Here is a 25,825-nt window from a genome sequence, read left to right as displayed (position 1 = left end):
GCCATGCGCCTGATGTTGCTGGTGGGAGCCCTCGCCGCGGTCGTGGTGGTCGCGGTGGCCACGTCGGGCGTGACGCAGGTCGTGAGCAACTCCACGAACCCCATCGGAGCTGACTTCCGGCGGATGAGCTGCAACGCCGCCATCGGCCCGTGGGACGCGGGCGGCGGCGACAAGGGGCGCAACGACGCGTCCCGGCTCAACGACGAACAGCGCAACATCGTCGGGCGCATCATCTCCATCGGCCAGGAGCGCAAGCTGCCGCCGCTCGCGTGGCAGATCGCGATCCAGGCGGGCATGACCGAGTCGGGCCTGCGCCCGTTGAACTACGGCGACCGCGACTCGCTCGGCATCTTCCAGATGAGACCGTCGATGGGCTGGGGCACGCCTGCCGAGGTGACCGACCCGACGTACGCGATCAACAAGTTCTACGACGTGCTGCTGAAGGTGCCGGACTGGGAGAACAAGCGCCCCGGCGACTCGGCGCAGGCCGTCGAGCGCTCGGCGTTCCCCGACCGCTACCACAACTGGGAGGCCATGGCGGCCTTCCTGCTGAGCGAGCTCGGCCAGATCTCCGACCCGGCCGGCTGCGGCGCGGGCGCGGGGGAGTTCCTGCTGGCCTCGAACGCGGCGGGCATCGCCATCGAGTTCACCAAGCAGCAGCTGGGCGAGCCGTACCTGTGGGGCGGCAACGGCCCGGACGCGTGGGACTGCTCCGGCATCCTGGTGAAGGCGTTCGGCGCGGCGGGCGTGCAGATCCCCCGCGTGGCGAACGACCAGTACGAGAAGGGCGGCGCCCACCTTCCGGTGCGCGAGGCCCAGGCAGGCGACCTGATCTTCTGGGCGACCGACACGTCGAACCCCCGGACGGTGCACCACGTGGCCATGTACCTCGGCGGAGACGAGTACATCCACGCACCTCAAACGGGTGATGTCGTGAAGATCAGCAAGATCAACTGGGATTATTACGAGTTGATGCCGCTGGCCGTCCGGCCGGGCGTGTAGATCGCGGGGAGGCGCTGCATGTTCAACCACGACCCCATCCCGAGGCCTTCCGGACCACCCGCGTCGAGCACACCGGTGCGTGACTACACGGCGGCCGGAGCTCCGGGAGTCTCGCCCGACTACGTGGTGGTCCCGCGGGCGCTGGCCGAGGCGATGCCGTTGCCGTGGCAGCAGCACCTCGTGCACCTGCTCGCGGACTTCCACCGCACGTACGGGCACCTCAAGTGGCCGGTCTACCGCGTGGTGCCGTCCCGCTACGAGAAGCTGGCCGACCTCGACGAGGAACAGCTCGCCGAGGTGGGCGCCATCATGGAGATCGACTCCGACGGTTCCCTCGTCTACCGCGACCGCTCCGGACGTAAGATCGAGAACGCCGAAGACCGCACGGTGCTGGTCTCGTGTTTGGATCCGATCCCGTCGGAGTACGCCAACGCCAACCAGTCGACGCCGCCGCGGGGATTCCCGGCGCCTTTGGGAGGCGAACGCAGATGAGTGACACGAGCGGGTGGTACTTCTGCCTGACCCACCAGACGGTGGAGCACGGCAAGGGGTGCAAGGGCCCTGACCGGATGGGCCCGTACCCGGACGAGGCCACCGCGGCCCGAGCCCTGGAGATCGCCAGGGAACGGACCAAGGCGGCCGACGAGTCCGACAAGAAGTGGCGCGGCGACGACGAGGACTAGTACCTCGCTCCTTACGCTGTGCGGGTGGCTACCCAGGTGATCCGCACGGGCCGTGCCGACCTGTCCTTCGACGACCTGCGCACCGAGTTCGGCCTGCCGTCCGTCTTCCCGGCGGACGTGCTGGCCGAAGCGGAGTCGGCGGTCTCCCGGCCCCCGGGAGACCGCGAGGACCTGACCTCCATCCCGCTGGTGACGATCGACCCACCGGGCGCCAAGGACCTCGACCAGGCCCTCCACGTGGCCAGGACCGGTGACGGCTTCACGGTCCACTACGCCATCGCCGACCTGGGCCTCTTCGTCACGCCTGGCGGTGCGCTCGACGCCGAGGTGCGCCGCAGGGGCCAGACCACCTACCTGCCGGACGGCAACGTCCCGCTGCACCCGACCGTCCTCTCCGAAGGCGCCGCGTCCCTGCTCCCCGGAGTGACCCGCCCGGCCGTCCTGTGGACCTTCGAGTGCGGCCCGGACGCCATCCCCACCACGGTCACGGTCCGCCGAGCCCTGGTCCGTTCGACGGCGCAGTTCGACTACGCCTCGGTCCAGGCCGCCTTCGACGCGGGCACCCCGCACCCCTCGATCGAGGCCCTGGCCGCCTTCGGCCCACTGCGCCGCGCCTACGCCACGGCCAGGGGCGCCATCGAACTCCAGCTCCCCGAGCAGGAGATCGAGCAGGACGGCACGGGCTGGAAGCTGGTGGCCCGCCCCCGAGCCGACGTGGACGCCTGGAACGCCGAGATCTCCCTGATGACCGGCATGGCCGCCGCGGACCTCATGCTCAAGGCCGAGGTGGGCGTCCTCCGCACCCTCCCCGCCCCGGACGAGGCCGCGGTGAAGGACCTGCGCAAGTCGGCGGCGGCCCTCAAGGTCCACTGGCCGTCCGACAAGTCCCCGGGAGCCTTCCTGGCAGGCCTCGACCCCACCACCCCGGAAGCCCTGGCGCTCTTCACCGACGCCACCCGCCTCCTGCGGGGCGCGGGCTACTCGGCGTTCAACGGCGAGGTCCCCGACCTCACCACCCACGCGGGCGTGGCGGCCCCGTACACCCACGTGACAGCCCCACTCCGCCGCCTCGTGGACCGCTTCGCCACCGAGGTCTGCCTCGCGGTGTCCGCGGGCGAACCCCTCCCAGCCTGGCTGGCAGAAGCCCTCCCGGAACTCCCGTCCCTGATGGGCTCCTCGGACTCCCTCGCCTCGAAGGTGGACCGCGCGGCGACCGACCAGGTCGAGGCCTGGGTGCTGGCGGACAGGATCGGCCAGCGGTTCGAGGCAGCCGTCCTCCGCTCGGGCGACAACGAGGCCGAGATCTACGTGACCGAACCACCGGTGCTCGCCAAGTGCACGGGCAAGCGCCTGCCGGAAGGCGAACGCATCACGGTCCGCCTGGCGGAGGCGGACCCGGCAGCCCGCAAGGTGCGCTTCGAACGCGCCTGACGACGGCAGGCTGACGCAGGGGTCCCCTCGCACGCAGGATCCCCCGCGACCCAACGTACCCAGCGGGTCCGACAGTCCGGCTGAGCAAGACGCGCGGGTTGGGGAGGCGAGGGAGCAGAACGCAACGATCTGGGCGAGGTAGCCGAGCGCGCGGGAACGGGTGAGGGCAAGACGGGTCGAACCAAGACGGGTCTCGGGCAAGACGGGTCAAGGCAAGACCGGGGTGAGGCAAGACCGGGGTGAGGCAAGACCGGGGTGAGGCAAGACGGGTCAAGGATGGCTTTAGGGCCTGGCGAAGCCGCAGGCGAGCCCGACCGAGCGCGCGCTCAGGGCAATGGCGCAGCCGAGCCCAGCCAAGACCCAACGCAATGCCGAAGGCGAGGCGTCCTTCCCTCTCGGCTCGGTCAAGCCGGTGTGGTGACGTGCCCTCTCAACTCAGCCACGCACGCGAAGAGATTGGGGCTTGACTTTGGGTGCGAGGTGCTACCACTTGTGGCTCGGCCGGGCCTCTTTTCAGCCCGGCCTTTTCCGGTCCGACAAGCGCCTCGCAAGGGCCCCGAAGTCAAGCCCCAATCTCTATCGACGCGAAGCGGCGATGAAATGACCCGGCTCGTCAAACTCTTTGCACCCAACGCAACCACCAACGCAAGGCGAGCAGACCCCAACGCTGGAACGTGACGCCCCCAACGAAACCCCCCAACACAACCCGCACCCGCACGAACACAACCACCCCGTGTGAAGATGCAGGGGTGACTGACATCAAGGACCTCACCGTCGGCGTCCTCGGCGGCACCGGTGCCCAGGGCAAGGGCCTGGCCATCCGCTGGGCCAAGGCGGGCCTCAAGGTGATCATCGGCTCCCGCAGCGCCGACCGGGCCGAACTGGCCGCCAAGGAGATCACGGAGGCAGCCGGCGGTGATGTTCGGGGCGCCGACAACGCGAACTGCGCCGCCGACTCCGACATCGTCCTGATCGCGGTCCCCTGGGACGGTCACGGTGACCTCCTGACCAGCCTGCGCGACCAGCTGGCCGGCAAGATCGTCATCGACTGCGTGAACCCGCTCGGCTTCGACAAGCAGGGTCCGTTCGCCCTTCCCGTCGCCGAGGGCAGTGCGGCGCAGCAGGCCGAGCTGCTGTTGCCGGAGTCCAAGGTCACGGCCGCGTTCCACCACGTCTCCGCGGTCCTGCTCGCCGACCTGGGCGTATCCGAAGTGGACATGGACGTCCTGGTCCTCGGCGACGACCGCGAGGCCACCGACACCGTCCGCGAGCTGGCTGAGCTGGTGCCGGGCTTCCGCGGCGTTTACGGCGGCCGGCTGCGCAACGCCCACCAGGTCGAGGCCTTCACCGCCAACCTGATCGCGGTCAACCGCCGGTACAAGACCCACGCCGGCCTGAAGATCACGGGAGTCTGATGCTCCCCGCCGACGACCTCGGTGAGCCGGTCCCGCTGGACCAGCCGCAGCGAGTGGTCAGCCTGGTGCCCTCGATCACCGAGGCCGTCGCGCACACCGTCCCCACCACCCTCATCGGCGCCACGGACTACTGCACCCACCCGCCGGATCTCGACGTCCCGAGGATCGGCGGTTCGAAGTACCCGGACGTCGACAAGGTCCTGGACCTCCGCCCGGACCTGGTCATCGCGAACTCAGAGGAGAACCGCCCGGAGGACGTGGAACGCCTGCGCGCCAACGGTGTCAACGTCTGGGTGACCGAGGCCCCCAAGACCGTCCCGATGGCGTTGGACTCCCTGAAAAGGCTCTTCCAACTGGCCTGGGACGTCACCCCGGACTGGCTGACCGACGCGGAAGACCTCTGGCGGGAGGCAAAACCGGCCAAGCTGACCGCGCTCGTCCCGGTGTGGCGACGGCCGTGGGTCGTGGTGGGCCGCGACACGTTCGCCACCGACGTCCTGCGCAGGCTGGGCATCGAGAACGTGTACGCGCACCACGAAGAACGCTACCCGCGCCCGACCCTCGACCAGCTCAACGCCAGGAAACCGGACCTGGTGATCCTCCCCGACGAGCCGTACCTCTTCACCCACGAGGACGGCCCGGAGAGCTTCCCCGGCCTGCCGTACGCGTTGGTCAACGGCCGGCACCTCACCTGGTACGGGCCTTCGCTCGTAGCCGCAAAAGCCAGTCTCACCAGAGCACTGGACTACGGCCAGGGTTGACGAACCGCAGGTGGATTCGCGAACCGGAACGCACTGCCAAGATCCCACCCCATGGGGAAAACAGCCGCGATCATCGCGACAGCCGCCGCCATCGTCACCCTCACCGCCGTCCCGGCCAGCGCCGAACCGGTGGTGACCTACCAGCTGGCGGGCACCACCCGCTGCCTCGCCGACACCGGCGGCAACGTCGTCCTCAAGCCCTGCAACCAGATCGCGAACGACCAGCGCTGGATCGTCCCGATCAGCGGGGGAGTCGACTGGCCGCACAACATGGCCACCGACAAGTGCCTGGCCGCCGCCGCGAACGACGTGCTCACCCAGGCCTGCACCACGAGCGGAACCCAGCGCTGGCGCCGGATCGGCACCAGCACGTCGTTCCAGCTCCGCAACGTCGGCACCAACAAGTGCCTCACCGCCCAGGTGACGGTCGCCGACTGCACGACCACCACCGCGAAGTGGGTCGGCCTGCGCTAGTCGCGGAACCGATCGGTCGCCTCCAGCAGAGCGGCCAGGACGCCGGGCTCGTCGTAGGCGTGCCCGGCGTCCGGCACCAGCACCAGCGACGACTCCGGCCAGGCCCGGTGCAGGTCCCACGCCGACACCGCCGGAGTCGCGACGTCGTACCGCCCCTGCACGATCACCCCGGGAACGTCCTTCAACCGCCCGGCGTCCCGGATCAGCTGTCCCTCCTCGAACCACCCGCCGTGCAGGAAGTAGTGGTTCTCGATGCGCGCGAACGCCAACGCGTAGGACGGCTCGGCGAACTCGGCCACCAACGAGGGCCGGGGCAGCAACGTCACGGTCGCCCCTTCCCAGGTGCTCCAGGCCACCGCCGCGGGCATGTGCACGGCGGGATCCGGATCGGCCAGCAGCCGCGCGTACAGCTCGACGGGGTCACCGGACGACCCGGCCAGCGGAGCCGTGAACTTCTCCCACAGGTCGGGGAAGAGGTGAGCCGCCCCGCCGCGGTAGTACCAGTCCACTTCGGACGACCGCAGCGTGAAGATCCCGCGCAGCACCAGCTCGGACACCCGCGCCGGATGCGTCTCGGCGTAGGCCAGCGCCAGGGTGGAACCCCAGGAACCGCCGAACACCAGCCACCGGTCGACCCCCAGCGACTCCCGCAGCAGTTCCATGTCGGAGACCAGGTGCCAGGTCGTGTTCAACGACAGGTCGCCGGACACGGCGGCGTGCGGCAACGACCGTCCACACCCGCGCTGGTCGAACAGGATGATCCGGTAGGCGGACGGGTCGAACAGCCGCCGGTGGGACGGCGAGCAGCCACCGCCGGGTCCGCCGTGCAGGAACACCACGGGCTTGCCGGCCGGGTTGCCGCACTCCTCCCAGTACACGAGGTTGCCGTCACCGGTGTCCAGATGGCCTGACGAGTGGGGCTCGATCTCCGGGTACATGGGCCTATGGTCGACCACATGGCGCAGTTCTCGAAGGAGACCTCCACCACGGGGGCGTTCGTCCGGCAGCCCAACCGCTTCACCGCACGCCCGGAGCCCGAACCGGGCCGCTACCGGCTGGTCGTCAGCCTGGCCTGCCCGTGGGCGCACCGCGCGGTCATCGTCCGCAAGCTCCTGAACCTCGAAGACGACATCTCGCTCGCGGTCGTCGACCCCATCCGCGACGAGAAGGGCTGGCGGTTCGAGGAGACCGACCCGGTCCTCGGCATCGACTACCTCAAGCAGGCCTACGACAACGCCGACCCTGGCTACGAGGGCCGCGTCACCGTCCCGGCGCTGGTCGACACGAAAACAGGCGAGGTCGTCACCAACGACTACCCGCAGCTCACCCTGGACTTCAGCCTGAAGTGGCGCCCGGACAGCACCCTCTACCCGGAACACCTGCGCGACGAGATCGACGCCTGGATCGAGCCGATCTTCCACAACGTCAACAACGGCGTCTACAAGGCGGGTTTCGCCACCTCACAAGAGGCCTACGAAGAGGCGTACGCGAACCTCTTCGCCGAACTCGACCGCATCGAAGCCCACCTGGCCACGACCGACCACCTGGTGGGCGACCAGCTCACCGAGGCCGACATCAGGCTCTGGACCACGCTGGTCAGGTTCGACGCCGTCTACCACGGCCACTTCAAGACCAACCGCAACAAGCTCACCGAGATGCCTAACCTGTGGCGGTACGCGAAACGCCTCTACGCGAGCTTCGGCGACACGGTGAACTGGGACCACATCAAGCGCCACTACTACGTGACGCACCACGACATCAATCCGACCGGAATCGTGCCGGCGGGCCCAGACCCGGAGGCCTGGACCCGCTAGGACGAACGATCAGTGGAAGGTGTGCTCGGGCCCGGGGAACTGGTGCCCGCGCACCTCGTTGGCGAACTCGGCGGCCGCGCCCAGCATGACGTTGCCGATGTCCGCGTAGCGCTTCACGAACCGGGGCGCCTTGCCGCGGTTCAGGCCCATCATGTCCTGCCACACCAGCACCTGGGCGTCGGTGTCCGGACCGGCGCCGATGCCCACGGTCGGGATGACCAGGTCGTGCGTGATCTGCTTCGCGACCTCGGCGGTCACCATCTCCAGCACGACCGCGAACGCGCCCGCCTCCTGCACGGCGATCGCGTCCTGCACCACGGCGTCGTGGTTGTCGTGACGACCCTGCACGCGGTAGCCGCCGAGCTGGTGCTCGGACTGCGGGGTGAAGCCGATGTGCGCCATGACCGGGATACCCGCGGCGGTGATCGCGCGGATGTGCGGCGCGAAGTAGGCGCCACCCTCCAGCTTGACCGCGTGCGCCTGGCCTTCCTTCATGAACCGGACCGCCGTCGCCACGGCCTGCTCGACCGACACCTGGTAGGAGCCGAACGGCAGGTCAGCGACCACGAGAGAGCGCTTGACCGAACGCGTCACAGCGCGCACGAGCGGTACGAGCTCATCGACCGTGACCGGCAAGGACGAGTCGTGTCCGTACACGGTGTTCGAGGCGGAGTCGCCGACCAGCAGGACGGGGATGCCTGCCTCGTCGAAGATCGAGGCGGTGAAGGTGTCGTACGAGGTGAGCATGGGCCACGCCTCGCCGCGTTCCTTCATCTCCCGCAGGTGGTGAACGCGGACCCTCTTGGCCGGGGGCTTCTGGCCCGCTCCGGAGCCGTAGGGCGCGGAAACTTCGGCATTGGTCATCGTCGACCGTTCCTTTCCTCGAGGCCCACATTCGTGGGTCCCCGGGCGCTTGGTGCACGGTTGCCGAACACCAGAGTGGCACCGTTGGCGAGAAACGGAACACGGATGCGGCTACCGTCACACGGCCGGCGGCGCGAATCACCGGATGGTGCTCGTCTGCACCGATCCCGAACGCCCGCTCACCCCTCGGGCACACCCTTGAGCACCTCTCGGACCGCCATGACCACGGCGTCCGGCCGGTCCATCTGGATCATGTGACGGCTGCCGGGCACGGGCACGTTGCGTCCCCACGGCACGAGACCCGCCAACGACCTGTGCTCCGGCCACACGCGCCGTCCGGCCGTGAGCACCAACCACGGCACACGGGGCAACGGCCGTCGCGCGCGCAACCGTTCGAGCGTCGCCACCTGACCGGGGTACGACGCGAGCTCCCACAGCGCCGCCCGCCCGACGCCGGGCCGCCGGTAGACGAGTTCGACCAGGTCGGAGGGGGCGGGGTCGGTCATGCCGAGCGTCGAGACCGCCGTCAGCCAGTTGCGGAACGAGTGCCCGTACCGCTGGGTGATCCGCGCGCCGAGCCAGCGGCTGCCGAGCGCCCGCACGCCCTGCGCGATCACCGCCGACACGTCGAACGGGGCTCCCGCGCCCGGCGTCTCGGCGTCCGGGTCGAGCAGGACCACCCCGTCGACGCGGTGCGGCCGCAGCCGCGCGTAGGCCTCGACGTGCATCGACGCCATCGAGTGGCCGACCAGGATCGCCCGCGGCACCCCGCGCAGCACGGCGTCGAGCACGGCCACCTCCCGCGCCAGCGACGGCCCGCGCCGCGCCGGACCGCTCAGGCCGAGGCCGGGCCGGTCGAAGACGATCACCCGTGCGAGTGGCGCGAGCAGCCGCACCGTCCGGTCCCAGTCGAACCACGCCCCGCCCAGGCCCGAGCTGAGCACCACGACCGGTCCGTCGACACGCCCGGAGGCCGCGACATGCACCCGCCCGGCGGAAGACGGAATCATGGCGGTCATCGGCAGACCTCGGGAGTTGAAGTGGCACCGGCTTGGAAGTGGAAGATCGCGGGCGCGATAGCGACGATCGTGCAGCTGGCCGGGGTGTTGTCGCTGCTCAGAGTGATCCTGCCGGAGGACAGCTGGTTCACCGACGTCGCGGACGGCATCGGGTACTTCTTCGGCCTGCCGATCGACGGCAACCTGTTCATCGCCATGGTGTTCTTCGTGCTGGGCGCCGCCCTGCGCAGGCACAAGCGAGCGGCGCTGTGGACGCTGCTGCTGTTCCAGGTCATGGGCCTGCTGCTGGTCGGCTTCATCATGGTCATCTTGGCCCTGGCACCTGAAGAAATCCTGGACGACGGCGAGAAGCCGCACTGGGTGTTTCTCGGCGTGGGCGTCGTCACGTCGGTCGTGCTGATCGTGCTGCTGTTCGTGGTGCGCGAGGCGTTCCCGGCGCGGCTGGCCCGCGGTGCGTGGCGGCAAGCGCTTGCGTCGTTCGTGCTGGGCATGATCGCGCTGGTGCTCGTCGGCTGGGGCCTCACCGAGGTCTTCCCCGGCAAGCTGGTCGACCAGGCCGACCGGCTCGCGTGGTCGGCGAACCAGGCGACGGGTGAGGTCGTCCGGCTGGGACGGTTGAACATCCCGGAGGGACCGCAGTGGCTGAGCGTCGTGCTGGGCCTGCTCGGCGCGCTGGTCGCGATCAGGGCGATGTACCTGTTCTTCCGCGGCGTCCGCAGCCAGAGCATGATCTCCGGCGAGCAGGAGCTCGACGTCCGCCGCCTGCTCGCGGCCGACGGCGAGCCCGACTCGCTCGGCTACTTCGCGACCAGGCGCGACAAGAGCGTGGTGTTCGCGGCGTCCGGCCGGGCCGCGCTGACGTACCGGGTGATCGGCGGCGTCACGCTCGCCTCCGCCGACCCGATCGGTGACGAGGAGCACTGGCCGGAGGCGGTGCTGGCGTGGCTCGCCGAGGCCCGCACCTACGGCTGGATGCCCGGTGTCCTGGGTGCGTCCGAACGCGGTGCGCAGGCCTACGCCGACGCCGGGCTGAAGGCGTTGGAGATCGGTGACGAGGCGATCCTCGACGTCCGCCGGTTCGTGCTGGCCGGTCCGGAACGGCGGGGGCTGCGCCAGGCCGTGTCGCGCGTCGAACGGGCCGGGTACACCACGCGGGTCCGCCGGCACAGCGAGATCACGCCGGACGAGATGGCGTCCATCCTGGACCGGGCGCAGGCCTGGCGCGGGGCGGAGACCGAGCGCGGGTTCTCGATGGCGTTGGGGCGCCTGGGAGATCCGAGCGACGGCCGATGCGTGATGGTCGAGGCCTACGACGCGTCAGGTGCGTTGCGCGGCCTGTTGTCGTTCGTGCCGTGGGGCCGTCGCGGGGTGTCGCTGGACCTGATGCGCCGGGACCGTGCGGCGGAGAACGGCCTCAACGAGTACATGGTCGCCCAGCTCGCCGCTGCCGCCGGACACCTTGGCGTGCAACGGATCTCGTTGAACTTCGCGATGTTCCGCGCGGTGTTCGAGGAGGGCGAGAAGATCGGGGCCGGGCCGGTGCTGCGGGCGTGGCGGCGCGTGCTGTCGCTGGCCTCGCGGTTCTTCCAGCTGGAGTCGCTGTACCGGTCGAACGCCAAGTACCTGCCGGAGTGGGAACCGCGTTTCCTCTGCTACCAACGCTCCCGGTCGTTGCCCCGCGTCAGCATCGCGGCGGGCGTGGCCGAGGGTTTCGTGCCGTCGCTGCGGTCGTTGCGCAAGCGGGCGTTGCAGAAGACCGACGTCAGCGACGAGTTCGCGGCGCGCGTGGCGGAGATCGACGACATCCGCGTCGAACCGAAGGTGGTGCGCCGGCCGGAGCAGGTCAGGGTGCGGATCGCGAAGGTCGAACGGCTGGTGGCGGCCGGCGTCGACCCGTACCCGGTGGGCTTCGAGCGCTCGGATCTCCTGGCCGGAGCCCGTGAACGGTTCGGCGAGCAGGTGTCGGTCACCGGGCGCGTGGTGGCGTTGCGGGAGATGGGCAGGCTCTGCTTCGCGCGGCTGCGGGACTTCAGCGGCGAGATCCAGCTGATGCTGTCGGTGGACTCGCTCGGCGACGCGCTGGCGTCGTGGAAGTCGGACGTCGACCTGGGCGACCACGTCGGCGTCATCGGTCAGGTGATCAAGTCCGACCACGGCGAGATCTCCGTGCGGGTGGAGTCGTGGACGATGACCGCGAAGTGCCTGCATCCGTTGCCGGACAAGCGGAAGGGCTTCACCGACCCGGAGGCCCGCGTCCGGCAGCGCTACCTCGACCTGGTGGTGAACGCCGACTCCGCGCACCTGCTGAAGCTGCGCAGCGACGTCATCCGCAGCATCCGTGAGTTCCTGCACGCGCAGGAGTACCTCGAAGTCGAGACGCCGATGCTTCAGGCCGTGCACGGCGGTGCGAACGCACGGCCGTTCGTCACCCACATCAACGCCTACGACATGCGCATGTACCTGCGGATCGCGCCGGAGCTGTACCTGAAGCGGCTGTGCGTCGCGGGCGTGGACCGGGTGTTCGAGCTGAACCGCAACTTCCGCAACGAGGGCGCGGACGCCACGCACAACCCCGAGTTCACGATGCTGGAGGCCTACCAGTCCTACGCGGACTACCGGGTCATGCTCGATCTGGTGCGCACGTTGATCCAGCACGCGGCGCAGGAGGCGTTCGGCGCCGAAGTGGCCATGCGACCCGAGGGTGCCTACGACATCTCGGGGGAGTGGCCGGTGGTTCCGGTCTACACGGCGGTTTCCACCGCGTTGGGCGTGGAGGTCACACCTTCTTCTTCGGTGGCGGAGCTGCGTTCGTTGCTGGGCGCGCGAGGCGTGGAGATCAACGAGGACTGGGACCACGGCCAGCTCGTGCAGGAGGCCTACGACTCGTTCGTCGAGGCAACCACGGTCGGGCCGACGTTCTACATCGACTTCCCGACGTCCGTCTCCCCGCTCACCCGCCAGCACCGCGTCGACCCGAGGCTCGCCGAACGCTGGGACCTGGTGGCGTTCGGCGCGGAGATCGGCACGGCCTACTCGGAGCTGACCGACCCGCTGGAGCAGCGGCGACGGCTGGAGGCGCAGTCGCTGAAGGCCGCGTCCGGCGACGTCGAGGCGATGGAGCTCGACGAGGACTTCCTGCGCGCCCTGGAGCACGGCATGCCGCCGACGGGCGGGCTGGGCCTGGGCATCGACCGCGTGCTGATGATGCTCACCGGCACGTCGATCCGGCAGACCGTGCTCTTCCCGTTCGTCCGTCCTCAGTGATCCAGGTAGGCGAGCACGGCCTGGACGCGCCGGTCGCCCGAGCCGTCCTCGGAGTTGAGGCCGAGCTTCAGGAACACGTTGCCGATGTGCTTGTGCACGGCTCCCGCGCTGAGGACGAGCCTCTCTCCGATAGCGGCGTTCGACAGCCCCTCGGCCATCAGCCCGAGGACCTCGCGCTCGCGCGGCGAAAGGACGCTGAGCGCGTCGTCCGCCTTGCGGCGCACCAGGAGCTGCGACACGACCTCGGGGTCGAGCGCCGTGCCGCCGTTCGCGACGCGGTGCAACGAGTCGAGGAAGTCCGCGACCTTGCCGACGCGTTCCTTGAGCAGGTACCCGACACCGCCACTCGTGCCGGCCAGCAGCTCGTGCGCGTAGCTCTGCTCGACCCAGGCTGAGAGGACCAGCACGGCCAGCTTCGGGTGCCTGCGCCGTGCCTCGACCGCGGCCTTCAGGCCTTCGTCCGTGAACGTCGGCGGCATCCGCACGTCGACCACGGCGATGTCCGGCTCGTGCTCGGCGACGGCCTTCAACAGGTCGTCCGGGTTGTCGGTGGCCGCGGCGACTTCCAGACCTTCGTTGCGCAACAACAACGTCAGCCCCTCACGGAGCAACGCGTCGTCTTCAGCGATCACGATCCGCACAGCTCTACCTCCCCGCCGGCAGCACGACCGTGAGCACCGTGGGCCCACCTTCCGGACTGGTGATCTCCGCGCTGCCGTCCAACGCCGCCACCCTGCCGCGAATGCCGTCCAACCCCGTCCCCTGCTTCTCGTCCGCGCCACCCTTGCCGTCGTCGTGGACGATGACGGTGAGCTGCTCCTTGATGATGCTGAGGCTGACCCAGGCCCGCCGCGCCCCGCTGTGCTTGGCCACGTTGGTGAGGGCTTCGGCCACCGCGAAGTACGCCGCGGCCTCCACCGCGGCAGGCAACCGCCCCAACGCCTCGGCCGTCAACACGCACGGCACCGGACACCGCGCCGCCAGCGCCTCGATGGCCCCGTCCAAGCCCAGATCATCCAACACCGGCGGATGAATGCTGCGCACGACGTTCCGCAGCTCTTCAAGGGCGTCGCCGGCCGCGTCCTGGGCGCGGAGGATCGCCTGCACGGCGTTGTCGGGGTTCTGCTTGAGCGTCCGCTCGGCGATCCCGAGCATCATGACCACGCCGACCAGCTTGTTCTGCGTGCCGTCGTGCAGGTTCCGCTCGATCCTGCGCAACTCGGCGCCGTGCGCCTGCAGCGCCGCCGCCCGCGTCGCCACCACCTCGGCCAGCCGCTTCTCCAGCGACGCCTTGGGCGGCGCCAGCATCCTGGCCGCGAGGGTGGCGTCGACCCTGGCCAGCCGGGGGAACTGTGCGGTGATCAACGCCAGCACGACGGCGATCGGCACGCTCAGCAGCGCCATGGCCCACGAGTCGACGCGCACGTTGAACGAGTTCTCGATCCCACCAGGAAACGCCCACCAGAACAGCCCCGCGATCGGCTGCTGGATCAACGCTCCTGGCACGCCGATCGCGATCGCTCCGAGGAGGGTTCCCACGAGGGCGTGCGTGATCAGCCAGAGTCCGTCGCGCCGGCTCTGCGGATCGCTGAGCACGCCCTGTGCCCGGTGCAGCCACGGTCCGTCCAGAGGCGGTGGCGGTGGCAGTTCGATTCCAGCGAAGCGCGCCAGTCGTCGTCGGTCGAAGTCCACGATGCGACGGATGTACGGCGCGGTGATGGGCAGCAACGGCAGGACGACGACGGACAGCAGCAACACGCCGATGGCGAGCCACGACGCGATGGCCGTCAGCAGACCCGTCGCCAGGTAGACGAGTGCCGCCCAAATCCGTTTCATGGGGAGAAACGTATCCGGGCGGCCCATGCGCGCGCGGTGGAGCAGGCTCTACTCCTGAGCTCAGCCCTCGCGCCAGCCGTTCGTGATCGGCAGCCGCCGGTCCCGCCCGAACGCCTTGTTCGAGATCTTCGTGCCCGGCGGGTACTGCCGCCGCTTGTACTCGGCCTTGTCCACCATCCGCAGCACCCGGTCCACCAGCTCCGGCGTGTGCCCGGCGGCGATCAACGCGTCGTAGCCCTTGTCGTCGTGGACGTAGTCGTCCAGCAACGCGTCGAGCACCTCGTAGTCCGGCAGCGAGTCGGTGTCGACCTGGCCGGGCCGCAGTTCGGCCGACGGCGGCTTGACGATCGAGTTCTCCGGGATCGGCGGGGTCTCGCCACGCTTCTCGGCCTCGGCGTTGCGCCAGCGGGCGAGGTCCCAGACCAGGGTCTTCAGCACGTCCTTGATCGGGGCGTAGCCGCCCACCGCGTCGCCGTAGATGGTCGAGTAGCCGACGGCGAGCTCGGACTTGTTGCCGGTCGCCAGCACCAGGTGGCCGTCCTGGTTCGACAACGCCATCAGCAGCATGCCCCGGCAGCGGGCCTGGATGTTCTCCTCGGCCAACCCCGTGAGCTTCAGCTGCGAGACGTAGACGGAGACCATCTCGCCGATCGGTTCGGTGGTGAAGTGCAGGCCGGTGCGGGCGGCCATGTCGGAGGCGTCCGACCGGGAGTGCTCGGAGGAGTAGGAGGACGGCATCGAGACGCCGTAGACCGAGTCGGCGCCGAGTGCGTCCACGGCCAGAGAGGCGACCACGGCCGAGTCGATGCCACCGGACAGGCCGAGCACCACGGAGCGGAAGCCGTTCTTGTGCACGTAGTCGCGCAGGCCCGTGACCAGGGCGTGCCACACCTCCGCCTCGTCGGACAGCGGTTCGAAGACGCGCGGCGCGGGCAGCGGCTCGTAAGGCGCGACCGCGTCCGACAGGAACACGCGGCGCACGTAGAAGTCGCCGATCTGGCCCTGCTCGTACTCGCGGTCGCCGGGGACGTCGAAGTCGGCGAACATCAGGTGCTCGACGAACTGCGGCGCGCGGCCGATCAGGCGGCCCTCGGCCGACACGACCAGCGAGTCACCGTCGAAGACGAGCTCGTCCTGGCCGCCGACCAGGTTGCAGTAGGCGAGCGGCACGTGGGCCTCGGCGGCGCGGCGGGCCACCAGCGGCAGGCGCAGGTCGTCCTTGTTGCGCTCGTACGGGGAGGCGTTCGGCGAGACCACGACGTCCACGCCCGCGTCACCCAGCGCGGTGATCGGGCCGCCGTCCTGCCACAGGTCCTCGCAGATCACCATGCCGACCTCGACGCCGTTGACGCGCACCACGTCGAGGGACGAGCCGGGCTTGAAGTACCGCCGTTCGTCGAACACGCCGTAGTTCGGCAGGTGGTGCTTGCACTGGCGCGCGACGACACGCCCGCCGTGCAGCACGGCCGCGGCGTTGCGCGGGCCCACCGAGTCGTGTTCGAGGTAGCCGACGACCGCCGCCACGGAACCCAGGCCCGCGTCGTCCAGCGTCCGCGCGAGCTCCTCGAGCTTCTCGGCCGACGCGCGGGCGAACGACGTGCGGATCGCCAGGTCCTCGACCGGGTAGCCGGTCAGCACCATCTCGGGGAACACCACGAGGTGCGCGCCGCCTTCACGGGCCTTGCGCGTCCAGTCCACGACCAGCGAAGCGTTGCCCGAAAGATCGCCGACAGTGGCGTTGACCTGGGCGAGCGCGATCCGAAGCTGCGGCATGCCCTCATCATCTCCCATACCATCGGGCTGTGGTCCGTCTCTTGAGCGTGTTGCTCGTCATTCCGCTGCTCGCGTCCTGCACGACGATCATCGAAGGGACGTCCAAGCCCGGCGTGAGCTTCGAGAAGGCCGGTCCGGCCGGCGCCGTGCCCGCCGGTCTGGAGGAGTTCTACGGCCAGAAGCTCGGCTGGGAGAACTGCGCTCCTTATGCCACGACCGGCTCCAGCAGGGACGCGTACGGCAGCAAGCGCGACGTGGAGTGCACACGCCTGAGGGTTCCCCTCGACTACAGCAAGCCGACCGGCGACACGATCACGATCGGCGTGCTCCGGTACAAGGCCACCGGGCAGAAGATCGGCTCGTTGCTCACCAACCCCGGCGGGCCCGGCGCGTCCGGCATGGCGTCGGCCGCGGGCATGATCACCGAGTACCGCAAGACCGAGCTCGCGGCCAGGTTCGACCTCATCGGGTTCGACCCGAGGGGCATCGGCGCGAGCGAGCCGGCGGTCCAGTGCCTCACCGGACCGGAGCGCGACGCGGAGCGTTTGGACCTCGACACGGACACGAGCCCGGCCGGAATCGCCCAAACGGAGCAAGAGAACAAGGCATATGCCGAGAAGTGTGCCGCCGGTACAAAATTCGGGGCATCAATGCTCGCCAACTTGGGCACGCGGGACGTAGTTAAGGACATGGATGTCCTCCGCTCTGCGCTCGGCGACGCGAAGCTGAGCTACGTCGGGTACTCGTACGGCACCCGCATAGGCACCGAGTACGCCGAGACCTTCCCCCAGAACGTGCGCGCGCTGATCCTCGACGGAGCCGTGGACCCGACCCAGGACCAGCTCGCGTCGCTGGTCGCCCAGGCGGCCGGCTTCCAGAAGGCGTTCGACGAGTTCGTGAAGTGGTGCCGGGAGAAGAAAGACTGCCCCTTGGGGGGCGATGCGAACGCGAGCTTCCGGCAGCTCACGACCCCGTTGATCCAGAAGCCCGTGAACGTCGGCGACCGCAAGCTGTCCTACAACGACGCCATCACCGCGGCGATCCAGGCGATGTACTCCGAGCAGCTCTGGCCGATCCTGCTCAGCGGCCTGGTCGAGCTGAAGAACGGCAAGGGCACGACCCTGCTGCGCCTCGCGGACGCGTACTTCGACCGCGACGACCAGGGCCAGTACTCGACCATCACCGACGCGTTCAACGCCGTGCACTGCGTTGACGACGCACGGCTGACGGACAAGAACGCGCTGTTGGAGACGCAGAAGAAGTACAAGGAGGCGGCGCCGTTCCTCGACGACGGCAACCCGCCCGGCGCGGCGCTCGACTCGTGCGCGTTCTGGCCGGCCCCGGTGACCGCGCGCACCGGCCCGCCCAAGGCCGACGGCATCCCGCCGCTGCTCGTCATCTCCACCACGGGTGACCCGGCCACGCCCTACGAGGCTGGCGTGAACCTGGCCAAATCGCTCAACTCGCGGCTGCTCACGTTCGAGGGCGTGCAGCACACGGTCTTCCTCCAGGGCGACCGCTGCGTCGACTCCGCGGGCGTGAAGTACCTGATCGACCAGACGTTGCCCGCTGACGGAACCCGGTGCGCCTAATGACGAAGAGGCGATCCCGAGTCACCGCGGCGTTGTTCGCCTTGATCATTGTGCTCACCACGTCCACGTCCTTCGCGCGCATCGACGGCAACGCCGTCGCCGGCCGCAAGGGCATCGAACGCTTCTACGCGCAGACGTTGTCATGGGGTGCGTGCCAGCCCTACGCGACCGATGCGAAGAGCAAGGGCCTGTACGAGCGCGAGGGCATCCAATGCTCGCGGTTGCAGGTCCCGCTCGACTACGAGAAGCCGGACGCGGGCACGATCACGGTCGGACTGCTGCGCCGTCCCGCCACCGAGAAGGACCGGCGCGTCGGTTCTCTCGTGCTGAACCCTGGAGGTCCCGGCGGTTCCGGCATGTCGCACGTCGCGAACATGCAACCGAACAACCCCGTCGGCAAGCGGTTCGACATCGTGGGCTTCGACCCGCGCGGCGTGGGGGCGAGCCAGCCCCGCGTCCAGTGCCTGACCGACGCGGAACGCGACGCGCAACGGCTGCGGCCCAAGGGCGAGAGCGCGAACCAGACCGAGCAGGAGAACAAGTTCTTCGTCGACCGCTGCGCCGAACGCAGTGGCATCGACCTGCTGCGCAACGTCGGCACGCGCGACGTCGTGCGGGACGTCGACGTGCTGCGCGCCGCGCTGGGGGAGAAGAAGTTGAGCTACCTCGGCTACTCCTACGGCACGCGCATCGGCACGTTGTACGCCGAGATGTTCCCCCGCAACGTGCGCGCGATGGTGCTCGACGGTGCGGTGGAGGTCAACGCCGACAAGGTCGCCGCGTCCGCCCGCCAGGCGCAGGGCTTCGAGGAGTCGTTCCAGCGCTTCGCCGGCTGGTGCGCCCAGCGCGACTGTCCTATCGGGAGGGACACGAGCACGGCGGAGTCGAAGTTCCGCCAGCTGATCGAGCCGCTCAAGAAGACCCCGATGCAGGTCGGCGACCGCAAGCTGTCCCACTCGGACGCGAACACCGCCATCATCCAGGCGATGTACACGGACCGGTTGTGGGAGACCGCGTTCAAGGGCCTGCAGGAGCTGAAGCAGAACAAGGGCACCACCCTGCTCCAGCTCGCCGACCAGTACCTCGGCCGCGCCCAGGACGGCAGCTACAGCCGCATCCAGGACGCGTTCGTGGCCATCCGCTGCGTGGACGAACCACCGATCAAGGACCGCGCCACGCTGGAGTCCAACCGTCGGAGGCTGTTGGAACTCCTCGGCAACGACACCGTCCCCACCGACGAGACGGCGCTCGGCCCGTGCGCGTTCTGGCCCGCCCCGCACACGTCCGAGCCGCACCCGCCGAACGTGCAGGGCCTGCCCCAGGTGCTGGTCGTCTCGACGACCGGTGACCCGGCGACGCCCTACCAGTCCGGCGTGGACCTCTCGCGGGCACTGGGCGCGCGGTTGCTGACGTACAACGGGAACCAGCACACGGCGTTCCTCGCGGGCGTCAACTGCGTGGACACCGTGGGCACGAACTACCTGGCGGACTTGAGGCTGCCGGAAACGGACGCCGTCTGCTGAGAACGCCCAGGCAGGAGGAGCGAGCCCAGCGCGCCGACCGCGCAGATCACCGCCGTGATCAGGAAGATCTCGTGGTACTCGGTGAGCAGCGCGTCGGTGAGCCCGCGCTGGTACTCGGCCATCTGCCGTTCGAACTCGGCCTTCTCCACGCCGAACGGCAGCGGTGTGTTCAGGTCTGCCGTGAGCTCGCGGAAGCGGTGCAGTCCCCACGCGGACAACGCCGCCACACCGACGAGCATGCCCGTCATGCGTGCGACGACGACGAACGCCGACGCCACGCCGTGACGCACTGACGGGACGACACGCAGCACAGCACCGCTCAACGGCGCGATGACCAGGCCCAGCCCGAAACCGGCGATGGCCAGGTCACGCGTGAGAACGAGCCCGCTGACGTCAGCGGGCCACTGCGCGATGAACACGTACGACACGGACGCCATCGCGAGCCCGCCGAACGACACCCAGCGGTCGCCGATCCGGGACGCCAGGAACCCGCCGAGCACCGCGCCGACCGGCAACGCGATCAGGAACCGCGTCAGCAGCGTCGCCGACGAGGCCGAATCGCGCCGCAACACGGTCTGCGCGAACAGCTCGACGTCGACCAGGGTCACCATCAACGCCGCACCGGCCGCCAGCGACACCCCGAGCACCGCCCAGAACGGCCGCCACTGCACGCCGTCGGGATCGATGAGACGCACGGACGCACGGCGTTCCCACAAGAAGAAGGCACCCAGCACGACAAAAGCCGCCACCAGCGTCGGCCAGCCCCACGACGGCAGCACGGACTCGGCCGGCGTCGGGTTGTAGAGCGCCACCACCAGCAACGACAACGCCGCGGCCAGCAACACGCCACCGACGACGTCGATGCGCACTTCGCGCCGTGTGTTCGGCACGGTCCGTTGCACGATCACCATCGCGATGACCGCCAATGGGATGTTGATCCAGAAGATCCACCGCCAGCTCTGCGGCTCCCAGCCCTCGAACAACGGCATCGCGTTGAACAGCGAGGCGACCCCGATGCCGTAGAGCGTGCCGAGCACCGACCCGAGCTCCTGAGCAGCACCGACCGTGCCGAGAGCCGACGACCGCCGTTGCTCCTCCCACAGGTCGGCGACCAGTGCCATCGTCACGGGCAGAAGCGCGCCACCGGCAAGTCCCTGCACCACGCGCCCAAGAACGAGCAACGGCACGTCAGCGGCCAACGCCGTGATGACCGAGCCCACGAGGAACCCGAGCAACGAGAGCTGGAGCACGAACCGCCGCCCCAACCGGTCCGACAGCTGCCCGAGCAACGGCATGCCGGCCACGTACCCGAGCAGGTAGCCGGTGACGATCGGCGTCGCCTGCTCCAGCTGGTTCACCGCGATGCCCAGGTCACGCACCATGTCCGTGAGGACCCCGACGACCACGTACGCGTCGAGGGCCCCCAGCAGCACCGCCGCGCCGGACGCGGCCAGAGCGACTCGTCTCATCTACGCGGGCGCCGTCACCGTGACGGGCTTGTCGAAGTCGGTGAGGCCGATGTCGACCTTCTGACCACCGGGGAGCTCGAACAACGCGCTCTTGAGCTTGTTGTCCTTGTCGACCGAGAACGTCGACTTCACGTCCGCGGAGATGCCCGGCACCAGCCCGGCCGCCACGTCCTTCGGCACGGTCGCCTCGATCACCGACACGTCACCGGACGACTTGGTCTTCGCGTCCTTCGCGCTGCTGAGGACCTTCGCGACGCCCTTCTCCGGGTTCAGGATCGCCGACGGGTCGTACACCTGGCCGGCGAACGCGGCAGGCAGCTTCGTGAACCCTCCGGTCGGGCCCTTGAAGTGCAGGTTCCCGCCGGTCAGGACGTACTCGATGGACAACAGGCTGCCGCCGAAGGTGACCTTCGCGGTGCCCTTGGAGTCGCCCGCCGACGTGAGGTCGCCGTCCGCCTCCTTCACCGGCACGTCCGGCAGCTCGCCGTCGACCTTGATCGTGAAGTGGACGCTCTTGACCGAGCGCATCGACTCGGCCGACTTGGAGAGCAAGGTCGCACCATCGGGGAGATCTCCACCTGACGTGCAGCTCGTGAGCAGGGCGAGTGCGCAAACCAACAACCAACGTGCCGACATGCGTTGATCGTAGAGACTCGGTAGCCCTTAAGCTGCCGCATATGGACCGCCAGCAGGAGTTCGTGCTCCGCACGCTCGAGGAACGCGACATCCGGTTCGTCCGGCTCTGGTTCACGGACGTCCTGGGCTTCTTGAAGTCCGTGGCGGTCGCACCGGCCGAGCTCGAGGGCGCCTTCAGCGAGGGCATCGGGTTCGACGGCTCCGCGATCGAGGGCTTCGCCCGCGTCTACGAGTCGGACATGGTCGCGAAGCCGGATCCCGGCACGTTCCAGGTGCTGCCGTGGCAGACACCGGAGGGCACGAACTACTCCGCGCGCATGTTCTGCGACATCACCATGCCGGACGGCTCCCCGTCGTGGGCCGACCCGCGGCACGTGCTGCGCCGCACGCTGTCGAAGGCGAGCGAGGCGGGGTTCACCTGCTACGTCCACCCCGAGATCGAGTTCTTCCTGCTCAAGGGCCTGCCGGGCGACGGCAGCGAGCCAGAGCCCGCGGACAACGGCGGGTTCTTCGACCAGACCTCGCACGAGACGGCCACGCACTTCCGCCGCCACGCCATCGAGGCGCTGGAGGCCATGGGCATCTCCGTCGAGTTCAGCCACCACGAGGGCGCGCCCGGCCAGCAGGAGATCGACCTGCGCTACGCCGACGCGCTGACCATGGCGGACAACGTCATGACGTTCCGCTACGTGGTGAAGGAGGTCGCGATCACGCAGGGCGTGCGCGCCTCGTTCATGCCCAAGCCGTTCTCGGACCAGCCGGGCTCGGGCATGCACACGCACTTCTCGTTGTTCGAGGGCGACCGCAACGCGTTCTACGACGAAGAGGACCCGTACCAGCTCTCCGACGTCGGCAAGCAGTTCGTCGCGGGCATCCTCAAGCACGCGCGCGAGATCTCTGGCGTCACGAACCAATGGGTCAACTCGTACAAGAGGCTCATCGTCGGCGGTGAAGCACCCACGGCCGTGTGCTGGGGTCATGCGAACCGCTCGGCATTGGTCCGTGTGCCCATGTACTCGCCGGGGAAGTCGTCGTCCCGTCGCGTCGAGGTCCGTTCGCTCGACTCCGCGTGCAACCCGTACCTGGCCTACTCGGTGATCCTGGCCGCCGGCCTGCGGGGCATCGAGAAGGGCTACGAGCTGCCGCCGCCCGCCGAGGACGACGTGTGGTCGCTGACCGACCGCGAACGCCGTGCGGCCGGGTACGCGAACCTGCCGCAGAACCTGGGTGAGGCGCTCGCCGAGATGGAGAACTCGGAGCTGCTCCCCGAGGCGCTCGGCGAGCACGTCTACGACTTCTTCCTGCGCAACAAGAGGACGGAGTGGGACGCGTACCGTCGAAGCGTCACCCCGTACGAATTGCGCACACTTCTTCCCATGCTGTGAGGCAGCTACGTGCTCTCCGTGACTGACGTTCCCGAGTTCCAGCCGACGATCTGCGCGTGCACCGTCGCCACGGCGGCGGAGCTCCCCGCGGTCAAGGTCCTGTCCAGCTCGTTCCTCGCGGAGCACCCCGAGGGCCGGTTCGTCGCGCTGGTCGTCGACGCGCAGCCGGAACACTCGGGGCCGGGGCTGATGACACCGCTCGACATCGGTGTCGACGAGCTCGAGCTGCACGTGCTGGCGACGTCCTTGGACGCCTCCGGGCTGAAGGCCGCGATGGTGCCGCGGCTGCTGGAGGCGTTGCTGTCGCAGGGCATGCCCGTGCTGTACCTCGACCCGTGGGTGCAGGTGTTCGGGTCGGTGACGAAGCTCGTGCTGGAGGCGTTGCGCACCGCACCGGTCGTGCTGCTGCCGCGCACGTTGCGGCCGTTGGCGTCCGACGGCCTGCAGCCCGGTCCCGCCGACCTGCACGAGCTCGGCGCGTTCGACCCAGGGTTCATCGCGGTCGGCCAGGGCGCCGAGCCCTACCTGACCTCTTTGGACATGCCCGCGATCGTGCCGCATCACGTCGTGCGCGACGCACGGGTCGGACTGTCCGTGTGGAACGTCGCCGACCGGCCGTTGCACCGCACCGAGTCCGGGGCGTTGGCCGTCGTGGGCCAGGACCTGCTGACCGTGCACTTCCGCGGGTTCGACCCGCAACGACCGTGGCTGCTGTCCGCCGACTTCGCGGAACGGCCGCGCGTGCTGCTGTCGGAGCACCCCGAGGTCGCCGAGCTCTGCCAGGCCTATCGCGCCGAGCTGGTGCGCAACGGCTGGACCGTCGCGCCCGTGCCGTACCGGTTCGACGCGCTGATCGACGGGACGCAGATCCCGTCCGGGCTGCGCGCCGACTACCGGGCCTCCGCTTCGCCGCCACCGCCGGCGTTCGGTGAGGACGGTGGTGGTGGGTTCCTCATCTGGGCGTGCGAGCCGACCGAGACCGGTGGCACGCGGTGGGCCGACGCCGTGTGGCGCGCCGACGCGACGCTGCGGCAGCAGTTCCCCGCTCCGTACGGTGCGGACGCGGACGCCTGGCGCGAGTGGTGCGCCGGTGTGGGCGTGGGGTCCGGCCGGATGCCGGCGCCCGCCGTGCCGCAGGCCCGTTCGGAAGGACCCGCGCTGCTCGACCAGCTCGGTGTGTCCGTGGTGGGGTCCGGGCCGTTGGTCGATCTGGTGCTCGCCGCCGCGCGTGCGTCCGGACTGCCCGTGTCGACCGAAGCCGGCTATCCCGTTGTGGTGCGGGCATCTTCTTCTGACGAAGTGCCTTCTGGACGGTTCGTCGTGGACGTTGCACTGGACGCCACGGCTGCGGACGACCGCACGGGCGTGAACGAACTTTGGCTCTCATCAGAAGTGTCGCGCGCCGCTGCCGAACGCATCGGCGGGCCCGTCGTGCGTGTGGTGCCTGTGCCCGTGCACGACGTTGGCGCGCGTGAGCACTCCACCGGTGAGGTGGTGGTGTTCGCCGCGATGGCGGACCACTCTCTCGACCGGCCCGGCAACGTGCTGGGTGCGGTGTCGGCGTTCTTGACCGCGTTCCCCGACCGCACCGACGTCGAGCTGCGGATCGCCGTGTCCGGGGCGTTCGAGCACCCGGAGGCGGCCGAGCGGTTGCGCCTCGCCACCGCCTCTGACCAGCGGATCTCGTTGGTCGAAGACCTCGACGTGGCCGAGGTGGCCGACGCTGTCGTGTCGTTGCACCGCGGTGGGGCCGATGACCGGATCGCGTTGCGGCTGGCCGAACTGGCCGTGCGTGGCGTACCGGTGGTGGCGTCCGGCCATGGCGCCGTTGCCGAGCTGTTCGGCAAGACGGCTGTTCTCGTGCCGTGTCACCAGGGGGCCGAACCGGACGTTCAGGCTGCCGCGAAGTTGTTGCGCTCGTTGGCAGATGACCTGCCCACGGCCGTTGCGCTGGGTGCGGCCGCACGGGATCACGTGCTGTCCGTGCGTTCCGTTGCGCGCGTTGCCGAGGTTCTGCGCGAACGCGTCGAGCACGCGTACCGCGGCTGGCGCGCGCGTCGGCCGAAGCCCAAGGCCGAGGTCGACCCGATGCTCGCGTTGCAGTCGGCCAAGCACGCGTTACTGCGGCAGCCGACCGTGGACGGGCCTCATCGGACGCCGATGGCACCCGCGCTGCGCAAGGTCGTGCTGCGCGCGTTGGACCACTACGACAACCACATGCGCCAGGTGCTGCACACCCTGATCGACGGGGTCGAGCGCACGGTGTCCGAGCTGGTCAACCGGCAGGACGCGCTGAGGGCGGGCGTCGGCGCCGGTGAGCTGGAGCTCCTGCGCGCCGAGGTTGAGCAGGTCGCGGAACGGCAGGCGCACTTCGGTGACCAGTTGGTCGGCATCGACGACGGCGTCGTGCGCGTGCGCGCGGACATGGCCGGTCAAGGGCGCCGGCAGCGGGACCTGGAGGACGCGGTCGTCGCCGAGGCGGCCAAGCGCGCGAAGTCGGACGAGGTGCTGGCCGAGCGGATCGACAAGCTGACCGTGGCGCTGGACCGGACGCTCGACCGCATCGACGGGCTGGAGTCCAAGGTCGTCGAGGTGTTCCGCGAGCGCGACTCCCGGCTGGACGCCGCGCTGCGCACCGCTCACCAGGCACAACAGACCGCGGACGCGTTGCGCCGCGTGGTCGTCCGTCAGCACGAGGCCTCCGGGGACGCGCCTGCTGTGCGTTCGTCGCTGGTGTTGTGCGACGCGGGCATGATGCGGCTGCCCTCCGACGACGCGTTCATGCTCCCGCTGTTGTCGTCCAACGGCGTGTGGGAGCCGGACCTCGCTGAACTGCTCGACTCCGTGCTGGAGCCGGACGGGATCTTCCTCGACGTCGGCGCGT

General features: G+C 69.4%; 21 protein-coding genes (1 of these 21 cut by a window edge). 13 read left to right on the top strand and 8 right to left on the bottom strand.

The genetic code is table 11. The features are described 5' to 3' along the window. Nucleotides 1-3: 3 nt before the first annotated feature. The 7 genes from ACQEU1_RS21150 (at nt 4) to ACQEU1_RS21120 (ending at nt 5,766) form a co-directional block, all read left to right on the top strand. Nucleotides 4-1,002 carry a C40 family peptidase gene (locus tag ACQEU1_RS21150; protein WP_433204273.1) on the top strand — a complete coding sequence of 333 codons (999 nt, stop codon included), beginning with the start codon at nt 4-6 and terminating at the stop codon, nt 1,000-1,002. Nucleotides 1,003-1,020: 18 nt separating this feature from the next. Next, nucleotides 1,021-1,494 carry a hypothetical protein gene (locus ACQEU1_RS21145; protein ID WP_433204270.1) on the top strand — a complete coding sequence of 158 codons (474 nt, stop codon included), beginning with the start codon at nt 1,021-1,023 and terminating at the stop codon, nt 1,492-1,494. Continuing rightward, nucleotides 1,491-1,685, top strand: coding sequence for a hypothetical protein (locus tag ACQEU1_RS21140; protein WP_382440150.1), 195 nt, complete (start codon nt 1,491-1,493; stop codon nt 1,683-1,685). Before ACQEU1_RS21145 ends, ACQEU1_RS21140 begins: the two co-directional genes overlap by 4 nt. Nucleotides 1,686-1,721: 36 nt before the next feature. Then, the gene (locus ACQEU1_RS21135; RefSeq protein WP_433211626.1) at nt 1,722-3,116 is read left to right on the top strand and encodes an RNB domain-containing ribonuclease; all 1,395 of its coding nucleotides are present in this window, start codon (nt 1,722-1,724) and stop codon (nt 3,114-3,116) included. 749 nt (nt 3,117-3,865) lie between these two features. After that, nucleotides 3,866-4,531 (top strand): NADPH-dependent F420 reductase, encoded by a 666-nt coding sequence (gene npdG / locus ACQEU1_RS21130; protein WP_433204267.1) that lies wholly within the window; start codon nt 3,866-3,868, stop codon nt 4,529-4,531. Then, nucleotides 4,531-5,292 carry a helical backbone metal receptor gene (locus ACQEU1_RS21125; protein ID WP_433204264.1) on the top strand — a complete coding sequence of 254 codons (762 nt, stop codon included), beginning with the start codon at nt 4,531-4,533 and terminating at the stop codon, nt 5,290-5,292. Before npdG ends, ACQEU1_RS21125 begins: the two co-directional genes overlap by 1 nt. 51 nt (nt 5,293-5,343) lie before the next feature. Continuing rightward, complete coding sequence (locus tag ACQEU1_RS21120) at nt 5,344-5,766, top strand: RICIN domain-containing protein (RefSeq protein ID WP_433204261.1); 423 nt, start codon at nt 5,344-5,346, stop codon at nt 5,764-5,766. On the opposite strand, the gene pip is transcribed toward ACQEU1_RS21120, so the two are convergent. Beyond that, the gene (gene pip, locus ACQEU1_RS21115; protein WP_433204258.1) at nt 5,763-6,704 is read right to left on the bottom strand and encodes a prolyl aminopeptidase; all 942 of its coding nucleotides are present in this window, start codon (nt 6,702-6,704) and stop codon (nt 5,763-5,765) included. The two genes, ACQEU1_RS21120 and pip, sit on opposite strands and share 4 nt — an antisense overlap. 18 nt (nt 6,705-6,722) lie before the next feature. On the opposite strand from pip, the gene ACQEU1_RS21110 reads away from it, so the two are divergent. After that, entirely contained in the window at nt 6,723-7,580 is an 858-nt protein-coding gene (locus tag ACQEU1_RS21110) for a glutathione S-transferase family protein (protein ID WP_433204255.1), read from the top strand. A 9-nt stretch (nt 7,581-7,589) separates the two neighbouring features. On the opposite strand, the gene panB is transcribed toward ACQEU1_RS21110, so the two are convergent. Both panB and ACQEU1_RS21100 read right to left on the bottom strand, forming a co-directional pair. Next, entirely contained in the window at nt 7,590-8,444 is an 855-nt protein-coding gene (gene panB / locus ACQEU1_RS21105; protein ID WP_433204252.1) for a 3-methyl-2-oxobutanoate hydroxymethyltransferase, read from the bottom strand. Between the two features lie 179 nt (nt 8,445-8,623). Continuing rightward, nucleotides 8,624-9,463 carry an alpha/beta fold hydrolase gene (locus ACQEU1_RS21100; protein ID WP_433204249.1) on the bottom strand — a complete coding sequence of 280 codons (840 nt, stop codon included), beginning with the start codon at nt 9,461-9,463 and terminating at the stop codon, nt 8,624-8,626. On the opposite strand from ACQEU1_RS21100, the gene lysX reads away from it, so the two are divergent. Further along, entirely contained in the window at nt 9,425-12,727 is a 3,303-nt protein-coding gene (gene lysX / locus ACQEU1_RS21095) for a bifunctional lysylphosphatidylglycerol synthetase/lysine--tRNA ligase LysX (protein ID WP_433204246.1), read from the top strand. The genes ACQEU1_RS21100 and lysX overlap by 39 nt on opposite strands. Here the strand turns inward: lysX and ACQEU1_RS21090 are convergent. The 3 genes from ACQEU1_RS21090 to ACQEU1_RS21080 are packed head-to-tail and all read right to left on the bottom strand — an operon-like array spanning nt 12,721 to nt 16,336. Then, nucleotides 12,721-13,368, bottom strand: coding sequence for a response regulator (locus ACQEU1_RS21090; RefSeq protein WP_433204243.1), 648 nt, complete (start codon nt 13,366-13,368; stop codon nt 12,721-12,723). The genes lysX and ACQEU1_RS21090 overlap by 7 nt on opposite strands. Nucleotides 13,369-13,372: 4 nt before the next feature. Then, nucleotides 13,373-14,563 carry a sensor histidine kinase gene (locus ACQEU1_RS21085; RefSeq protein WP_433204240.1) on the bottom strand — a complete coding sequence of 397 codons (1,191 nt, stop codon included), beginning with the start codon at nt 14,561-14,563 and terminating at the stop codon, nt 13,373-13,375. A 60-nt stretch (nt 14,564-14,623) separates the two neighbouring features. Continuing rightward, nucleotides 14,624-16,336 carry an NAD+ synthase gene (locus ACQEU1_RS21080; protein ID WP_433204237.1) on the bottom strand — a complete coding sequence of 571 codons (1,713 nt, stop codon included), beginning with the start codon at nt 16,334-16,336 and terminating at the stop codon, nt 14,624-14,626. 29 nt (nt 16,337-16,365) lie between these two features. On the opposite strand from ACQEU1_RS21080, the gene ACQEU1_RS21075 reads away from it, so the two are divergent. Further along, nucleotides 16,366-17,928 (top strand): alpha/beta hydrolase, encoded by a 1,563-nt coding sequence (locus tag ACQEU1_RS21075; RefSeq protein WP_433204234.1) that lies wholly within the window; start codon nt 16,366-16,368, stop codon nt 17,926-17,928. Beyond that, the gene (locus ACQEU1_RS21070; RefSeq protein ID WP_433204231.1) at nt 17,928-19,451 is read left to right on the top strand and encodes an alpha/beta hydrolase; all 1,524 of its coding nucleotides are present in this window, start codon (nt 17,928-17,930) and stop codon (nt 19,449-19,451) included. The genes ACQEU1_RS21075 and ACQEU1_RS21070 overlap by 1 nt, the downstream gene beginning before the upstream one ends. Here ACQEU1_RS21070 and ACQEU1_RS21065 read toward each other — a convergent pair. Further along, entirely contained in the window at nt 19,406-20,920 is a 1,515-nt protein-coding gene (locus tag ACQEU1_RS21065) for an MFS transporter (protein ID WP_433204228.1), read from the bottom strand. The two genes, ACQEU1_RS21070 and ACQEU1_RS21065, sit on opposite strands and share 46 nt — an antisense overlap. Then, nucleotides 20,921-21,472, bottom strand: coding sequence for an LppX_LprAFG lipoprotein (locus ACQEU1_RS21060; RefSeq protein ID WP_433204225.1), 552 nt, complete (start codon nt 21,470-21,472; stop codon nt 20,921-20,923). A 125-nt stretch (nt 21,473-21,597) separates the two neighbouring features. On the opposite strand from ACQEU1_RS21060, the gene glnA reads away from it, so the two are divergent. Next, nucleotides 21,598-22,941 (top strand): type I glutamate--ammonia ligase, encoded by a 1,344-nt coding sequence (gene glnA, locus ACQEU1_RS21055; RefSeq protein ID WP_433204222.1) that lies wholly within the window; start codon nt 21,598-21,600, stop codon nt 22,939-22,941. Nucleotides 22,942-22,959: 18 nt separating this feature from the next. Continuing rightward, nucleotides 22,960-25,825, top strand: the 5' portion of a protein-coding gene (locus ACQEU1_RS21050) for an FkbM family methyltransferase (RefSeq protein WP_433204219.1). 665 nt of this gene lie beyond the right edge of the window; only the first 2,866 of its 3,531 coding nucleotides appear in the window; the start codon lies at nt 22,960-22,962; its stop codon lies off the right edge, out of view.

It is taken from the genome of Lentzea sp. CA-135723 (assembly GCF_050936595.1).
Lineage (GTDB): Bacteria > Actinomycetota > Actinomycetes > Mycobacteriales > Pseudonocardiaceae > Lentzea.
Note: the sequence above shows the minus strand (reverse complement) of the source record. Positions and strands in the feature narration are given on the sequence as shown.

What these genes read in the sequence shown, in the direction of transcription:
- ACQEU1_RS21150 (WP_433204273.1), top strand. Translation starts at nt 4, where the DNA reads ATGCGCCTGATGTTGCTGGTGGGAGCCCTCGCCGCGGTCGTGGTGGTC.
- ACQEU1_RS21145 (WP_433204270.1), top strand. Translation starts at nt 1,021, where the DNA reads ATGTTCAACCACGACCCCATCCCGAGGCCTTCCGGACCACCCGCGTCG.
- ACQEU1_RS21140 (WP_382440150.1), top strand. Translation starts at nt 1,491, where the DNA reads ATGAGTGACACGAGCGGGTGGTACTTCTGCCTGACCCACCAGACGGTG.
- ACQEU1_RS21125 (WP_433204264.1), top strand. Translation starts at nt 4,531, where the DNA reads ATGCTCCCCGCCGACGACCTCGGTGAGCCGGTCCCGCTGGACCAGCCG.
- ACQEU1_RS21120 (WP_433204261.1), top strand. Translation starts at nt 5,344, where the DNA reads ATGGGGAAAACAGCCGCGATCATCGCGACAGCCGCCGCCATCGTCACC.
- pip (WP_433204258.1), bottom strand. Translation starts at nt 6,704, where the DNA reads ATGTACCCGGAGATCGAGCCCCACTCGTCAGGCCATCTGGACACCGGT.
- ACQEU1_RS21110 (WP_433204255.1), top strand. Translation starts at nt 6,723, where the DNA reads ATGGCGCAGTTCTCGAAGGAGACCTCCACCACGGGGGCGTTCGTCCGG.
- panB (WP_433204252.1), bottom strand. Translation starts at nt 8,444, where the DNA reads ATGACCAATGCCGAAGTTTCCGCGCCCTACGGCTCCGGAGCGGGCCAG.
- lysX (WP_433204246.1), top strand. Translation starts at nt 9,425, where the DNA reads ATGCACCCGCCCGGCGGAAGACGGAATCATGGCGGTCATCGGCAGACC.
- ACQEU1_RS21100 (WP_433204249.1), bottom strand. Translation starts at nt 9,463, where the DNA reads ATGACCGCCATGATTCCGTCTTCCGCCGGGCGGGTGCATGTCGCGGCC.
- ACQEU1_RS21085 (WP_433204240.1), bottom strand. Translation starts at nt 14,563, where the DNA reads ATGAAACGGATTTGGGCGGCACTCGTCTACCTGGCGACGGGTCTGCTG.
- ACQEU1_RS21080 (WP_433204237.1), bottom strand. Translation starts at nt 16,336, where the DNA reads ATGCCGCAGCTTCGGATCGCGCTCGCCCAGGTCAACGCCACTGTCGGC.
- ACQEU1_RS21070 (WP_433204231.1), top strand. Translation starts at nt 17,928, where the DNA reads ATGACGAAGAGGCGATCCCGAGTCACCGCGGCGTTGTTCGCCTTGATC.
- ACQEU1_RS21065 (WP_433204228.1), bottom strand. Translation starts at nt 20,920, where the DNA reads ATGAGACGAGTCGCTCTGGCCGCGTCCGGCGCGGCGGTGCTGCTGGGG.
- glnA (WP_433204222.1), top strand. Translation starts at nt 21,598, where the DNA reads ATGGACCGCCAGCAGGAGTTCGTGCTCCGCACGCTCGAGGAACGCGAC.